This window comes from Ilyomonas limi (assembly GCF_005233845.1).
GTDB lineage: Bacteria > Bacteroidota > Bacteroidia > Chitinophagales > Chitinophagaceae > Ilyomonas > Ilyomonas limi.
On sequence record NZ_SZQL01000015.1, the window covers coordinates 155,529 to 162,067 of the forward strand.

The window sequence follows — 6,539 nt, forward strand, 5'->3', positions numbered from 1 at the left end:
ACACCAACGATAAATACTACAACAATAATATAACTGTTCGCTTTAATTTTTTAAAAAACAGTTTTAAACATTTTACAATTTATAAGGTCAAGTAAGGCAAATGACTTTACTCTTGGCATAAATTTTTCTTTAAGAGCACTGTTATTGATTAAAAAGACGAGTGTATGTTGTACCTGATTGTATTTTTGATAGTCTGTTTTATCGTTCACTTTATGAGTTCGCGAAAAAGTATAAATAGTGTGGACGAGTATTTATAAGCAAATAACTGTTGATGATCCTACCCCACCATTAACTGCAATTTTATTTGCAACGCTACATCAATATACCGGCAATGGTAGCACTGAGATAGCTTGCCAGCGTACCGCACAGCAAAGCTTTCAGTCCAAGCCTGGCCAAGTCTCTTCTGCGCTCCGGCGCCAGCTCGCCAATGCCGCCAATTTGCATTCCTACGCTGCTGAAATTGGCAAAGCCGCATATTGCAATAGAGATAATCAGCAGACCTTTTTGTGTAAGCACCGGCACGTTTTTGTCAGTCAAACTTTTAAAAGCCACAAATTCATTGATAGTTAATTTTTGCCCAAGCAATGTTGCAGCGCTGCTGATATCCTGCTGCGGCACGCCCATAGCCCACGCAAACGGATAAAATATTTTCCCAAAAATATAATCCAGCGTGAGGTCAAAATGAGGATTAAAGATATGCCCGGTTCTTACCAAAATATAATCTAAGCAGGCAATAATGGCAATAAAACCAATAAGCATGGCAATCACATTCATAGCTATTTTAAAGCCATCGCCGGCACCATGCGAAATGGCATCAATTACATTGGTATAATTACTTTTTACTTCCAGCTTTACTTTACCAAACGTCTGGCTTTCTTCTGTTTCGGGAAACACAATTTTTGATATAACCAACGCGCCCGGCGCCGCCATGAGGCTGGCGGTAATGAGCTTTGGCGCAAGATCTAAGCCTGCGGCAGCGCCCATATTAGCATACACTACCAATATGCCACCGGCTATACAAGCGAGGCTGCCGCTCATACTTGCCAGCAGTTCGCTGTTGGTCATGCCTTGCAGGTAAGGACGAATCATTACCTGCGCTTCTACCTGGCCTACAAATGCACTTGCCACATTGCTCAATGCTTCGGCGCCGCTTACGCGCATAATGAAATTCATAGCCCTGGCAATAAGTGCCACAATACGCTGCATGATGCCATAATGATAAAAAATGGCCACCAGCGCGCACACCAAAATAATAGTAGCCGTAACGTTGAATGCAAATACAAATCCGCCCGCTGCATAATCCATAATGCCGCCACCCGTTTTGGGTACGCCGATACCGCCATACACAAAAGCAGCACCTTTAAAGGCAAACCCTTCTATTAACTGCATACCACGCCCCAGCCATTGAAAGAAAGCGGCTACCGGCTGTACTTTAAACACCAAAACTGCTATTGCAATTTGCAAAGCTATACCACTCAACACCAGCCGGTAATTGATGCGCCTGCGGTTGTTGGAGAATAAAAAAGCGATACCTAAAATCAAAGCTATGCCTATGAGCCCCTGGAAGCGTTCCATGCAGTTTGTGCAAAATTTTTATAAGCGATGAAGGTAATTGTTATTTCTTTTTAAACCGTTGTAACGTGTGCTGAAAGAGCGCGGTAAGATCTTCCGATATATTGAAATATAAAATACTGGTTGCAAAAAGCAATACGAAAATGGTAGTGCGAAGGAGAATATCTAAGTATAAATTGGGTATAATGGGAACAAAATGTACGATACTAACGCATATTATGGCAATCAAAATAGCATAGAATGTATGTTTGGTAAAAGGTTGCAGCCTAAATAACTTCCAGATATAAAAAAGGCGAACACTATTGAACACCGTGAGCGCGATCAAATTGGCATACGCCGGACCATAAATGCCATACTTATGAATGAGGGTATAGTTGAGCGGTAGTGCCATGGCTACAAATAACATATTGGTTATAAAATCGAGCCGCCAGTATTTGGATAATAATAAAATTTGTGAGTTGGCGCCGGTGCCTAAATCAATGAGTTTGGCAACACCCATTACGATGAATATCCACTGCATGGGCGCGTATGCACTGCCCAGATATTTAATGGCATTGTGCATGTTTAAAAAAATAACACCCCAGATAAAAAAGCCCACTATCAACAAGTTGAGCGATGTTTTTTGATAGATCTCATGTATCTGTTGCGTGTTTTTGTCTTTCCATGCCTGCGAAATAATAGGCGTGGCAATGGCAACAATGCTGCGTTGCGGTACATCCATAATACTTATCATGTACGAGCCGTACGAAAATACATTGGCATCGCTTAAACCGCCGGCACTCTGGCTGGCTAAGAAAATAACATCAATGGTGCGTGAAATAACATTGAGCATGGAGCCTGAAAAAATAAGTGCACCATACGATGCTATCCTTTTGTGCATCCGTCTGGTAACATTACTTATAGAAAAATTGATAGGGAAATTGCCGGTGCTGATAAGATAAATTAATAGCGCAACAACCGAAGGCAGATAGATGTAAGAGTATAAAGTAAAAAAAGTTTCGAGTGGAATAACTTTATAAATATACAGCAGCAATAAAACCAGCACTACCACGCGAAACAATACTTCACGCAGAAAATTGGAGATGACGGTTTTTTGAATGCTCCAGGCAAAAGCTTCAAACAACAAAAACAGTGCAATGGTAACTACCAGCGGGTACAACAAGTGGTAATGCGTTACAAACATGGCTGAGTTTTGCCCAAACTTCCGGATGATAAAGCCTTTGAAAACTACCAGTGCCAGTGTAATAATAATGCAACCGCCAATACAGGTGAATAGTGTAAGCGCCGGTAAATCATTCTTTTTCTTAGGCAGATAAGCTTTATAAAAAGGAAAAAATTTAGCCGTTACCGAATTGCTGCCAAAAGTAGCCAGCGAAGCAAACACCAATCCAAGGTCAACCGCAACAGTGGTTAAACCTATTTCGGTGGTAGAAAAGAAGAGGGGGAAAATTAGCAGTTTGTTTACCGCGCCCACAACAAAACCGAGATAGGAGAAAATGGACGAGTAAATGCTTTGCTTGCGAATGATACCCATTACAGCGTGGTGTATTGCTTTAGCGGGTAAAAGTAGTATTCTATTATTACTTATGAATAAGCTGATGGAATTTTAAGAAAACTGCTTTGTTTGATGAATACCGCTGTGATCACTATCACTCTGCTGTACGAAGTTTAATGTTTAAAGTTGTGGAACTGGTTTTCACCTCTGCCTTTCTTAGCTCACCTTAGTCTTGCAAGTGTGCATTTCAGACACTTCATTAGCGCATACCTTATGAAGATACAGTTGTAAGCTGCCAGCAGGCAGGCTTATGATCCTTCAGCAGCAATAAGGGAATAAGGTTAGTTGGCAGCATTTGCAGCATCAGGTAAAAACAGATGCTGTGAAAATTTGGAATACACCGTTTTTGCATAGCCAATAATAACATACAACCTTTTCACATCTAACCTCCTATATTAAAATCCTCGCGCCCATCCGTGTGTTATATTTTCACTTAAACACCACTTTTTCATGCTTCAAACTGTATTTTTCAGCTCTCGGTTTTTTATCGTTTCCCGCTCATCAACATCTTACCAGTTTGCGGTGTCAAACCAATGTTAATGCCGTGTGCATGAGAAAATGCTTCCCGTCTTGCCCGGCTTGTGTATAAGTTTTACACACATTCATTAGTAATTTAAAAACAAGTAAATGAGAAAAAATGTAATGCTGCTGCTGGCGTTGCTTTGCTTTGCAATAGCACATGCCCAGCAAAGAACGATTAGCGGCAAGGTAACCGACCAAAACAACGAGCCGGTAGAGGGCGCATCGGTAGTAGTAAAAGGCACTAAAAGGGGAACATCTGCCGATGCGCAAGGCAACTTTAGTATTGCTGCTGTGCCCGGCGAAGTGCTCGTCTTTTCCTCCGTAAACTTTGCACCAGCCGAGCTAACCATTGGCAACGAAACCACACTCAATGTAATGCTTACGCGAACTGCAGGCCAGATAAACGAAGTAGTAGTAACTGCGCTGGGCATTCGCAGAAGTAAAAATCAGCTCCCCTATGCCGCGCAACAAATAGGCAGCGAAGAAGTAACCCGGACAAGGAACAATAACGTAATAAGTTCCATGTCGGGTAAAGTAGCCGGTTTAGAAATAAGGCAAACTAATACCATGGGTGGCTCTACTAATATAGTGCTGCGCGGGTACAAATCGTTTACACAAAGTAACCAGGCACTCTTCGTAGTAGATGGTATGCCGTTCGACAATTCAAATACGAATACCCTTAATCAAATAGGGGGTCGTGGCGGTTTCGATTATGGTAGTGCTGCTGCCGATATCAACCCGGATGATATTGAATCCATCACGGTGCTGAAGGGCGCCGCTGCTACTGCTTTGTATGGCTCCCGCGCTGCCAATGGAGTTATTTTGATTACTACCAAAAAAGGAAGAAAGGGCTTAGGCATTAGTGTAAATTCGGGCGTAACCATAGGTAAAGCAGATAAGGCTACTTTCCCTGAGTACCAGAATCAATATGGCTCAGGTTATGGCTCGGCAAATGAATACGGATCGCCGGATGGTAATTTTCATTATTTTGATGTAAACGGTGATGGACATCCTGACCTTGTAGTACCTACTGGTCAGGATGCCTCCTGGGGTGCAAAATTCGACCCTAATTTACAGGTATATCATTGGGATGCATTTTTTGATAAAACATCGCCTTATTATGGCAAGCCTCGTCCATGGGTTGCCGCCGCTCATACTCCCTACAGCTTTTTGGAGACTGCCGTATCGCTCAATAACAGCGTGTTTATCGAAGGTGGTGATGATAAAGCTGGCTTTACACTCGGTTATACCAGGACCAATGATAAAGGCATTTTACCCAACAGCAAAATCAACAAAGACCTGCTGAATTTTAGCGCCAGTTATAAGGTAACTAAAAACCTTACTGCCGCAGCATCTGTCAATTTCTCAAAGATTGATGGATTAGGCAGGTATGGAACCGGCTACGACCCTAAGAACCCGATGACGAACTTCAGGCAATGGTGGGAAACCAATGTGGACATATTGGAACAAAAAGATGCTTATTTCAGAACAAAACAAAATACCACCTGGAATTGGCTCGATCCTTCCGATCCGGTGAATGGCAATCGTCCTGCCTATTGGGACAATCAGTACTGGAACAGGTATGAAAACTATGAAAATGACCAACGCTACCGCACCTATGGCAATGTAAGTCTTAATTATAAAATTACTGACTGGCTGAATGTATTGGGTCGTGTAGCACTCGACTCTTACGACGAAATGCAGGAAGAACGTATAGCTGTGGGTAGTACACCGGCGTTTATAGCAGGGCAAAGCACCCAGGAGACAGTGGGCGAACCATCCGGCTATGCCAAGTATAATCATTCTTTCAGAGAATACAACTACGACTTGCTGATTAACTTCGATAAGAATCTAAACCAGGATTTAAATCTAAAAGCATTATTGGGTGGCAACATCCGCCGCACACAAGATGCATCCAATCTTGCTAAAACAAATGGCGGTATTGTAATTCCTCACTTTTATGCACTTTCCAATTCTGTAAACCCGCTGAGCCCTCCCATAGAAACGCAAAGCCTGCTGGAAGTAGATGGTGTTTTTGCAGGTGCTACCCTCACCTATAAAGAAATGCTGGTATTGGATGCCACCTTACGGAGAGACAGGGCTTCTTCTTTACCTGAAAGTAATAATACGTATTACTATCCATCTGTTTCCGGTGGTTTTGTTTTCTCCAAGTTACTACCCGGTCTTAAATGGATCAACTATGGAAAACTAAGAGCAAACTATGCCGAAGTAGGTAACAATGCCCCTGCACTAAGCGTAATCAATACCTATACTATTCCAAGTCCTTTTGGTACCCATACGTTAGCATCAGTAGCTAATACGCGGAACAACGCAGATCTTAAACCAGAACTCTCCAAGAGCTATGAGGTAGGATTGGAAGCATCCATGTTCAACAACCGTTTAGGTTTTGATGTTTCCTATTACAACACTAAATCAGTGGATCAGATTTTACCGGTGCAGGTGTCAACAGCTACGGGTTATAATTACGAATATGTAAATGCGGGTAGCATTCGCAACCAGGGTGTGGAAGTATCTTTGAATGCAACGCCGGTAAGAACCAAAGACTTCTCCTGGTCTGTTAACCTAAACTGGTCCAAAAACCGTAATAAGGTTATATCACTATTTGACACATCTAACAACCTGCTGATTGGGCAGTCTCAGAGCGAGGTAACAGTAAACGCTACCCTTGGGCAGCCCTACGGTACATTAAGAGGCTACAATTTTGTGTATAAGAATGGTCAACCGGTAGTTGATGATGATGGCTATTATACCGGTTATATTTCATAAATAGTCTAATTTATAATATTTTGCCATATGGCAAAGGCAAAAGGAATTAGGGTAAAAGAAACACCTCAGCAATTAAAGCAATTACTCAAACAACAATCAAAAG

Annotated in this window: 3 protein-coding genes; 1 reads left to right on the top strand and 2 read right to left on the bottom strand. The window is 42.1% G+C overall.

The window, feature by feature from the left end:
- Window positions 1-312: 312 nt before the first annotated feature.
- Window positions 313-1,575, bottom strand: a complete 1,263-nt coding sequence (locus FC093_RS17745; RefSeq protein ID WP_137263146.1) for a NupC/NupG family nucleoside CNT transporter — start codon at window positions 1,573-1,575, stop codon at window positions 313-315.
- A 40-nt stretch (window positions 1,576-1,615) separates the two neighbouring features.
- Complete coding sequence (locus FC093_RS17750) at window positions 1,616-3,106, bottom strand: lipopolysaccharide biosynthesis protein (RefSeq protein WP_137263147.1); 1,491 nt, start codon at window positions 3,104-3,106, stop codon at window positions 1,616-1,618.
- A 648-nt stretch (window positions 3,107-3,754) separates the two neighbouring features.
- On the opposite strand from FC093_RS17750, the gene FC093_RS17755 reads away from it, so the two are divergent.
- The gene (locus tag FC093_RS17755) at window positions 3,755-6,436 is read left to right on the top strand and encodes a SusC/RagA family TonB-linked outer membrane protein (RefSeq protein ID WP_137263148.1); all 2,682 of its coding nucleotides are present in this window, start codon (window positions 3,755-3,757) and stop codon (window positions 6,434-6,436) included.
- Window positions 6,437-6,539 lie beyond the last annotated feature (103 nt).

What these genes read in the sequence shown, in the direction of transcription:
- FC093_RS17745 (WP_137263146.1), bottom strand. Translation starts at nt 1,575, where the DNA reads ATGGAACGCTTCCAGGGGCTCATAGGCATAGCTTTGATTTTAGGTATC.
- FC093_RS17755 (WP_137263148.1), top strand. Translation starts at nt 3,755, where the DNA reads ATGAGAAAAAATGTAATGCTGCTGCTGGCGTTGCTTTGCTTTGCAATA.
- FC093_RS17750 (WP_137263147.1), bottom strand. Translation starts at nt 3,106, where the DNA reads ATGGGTATCATTCGCAAGCAAAGCATTTACTCGTCCATTTTCTCCTAT.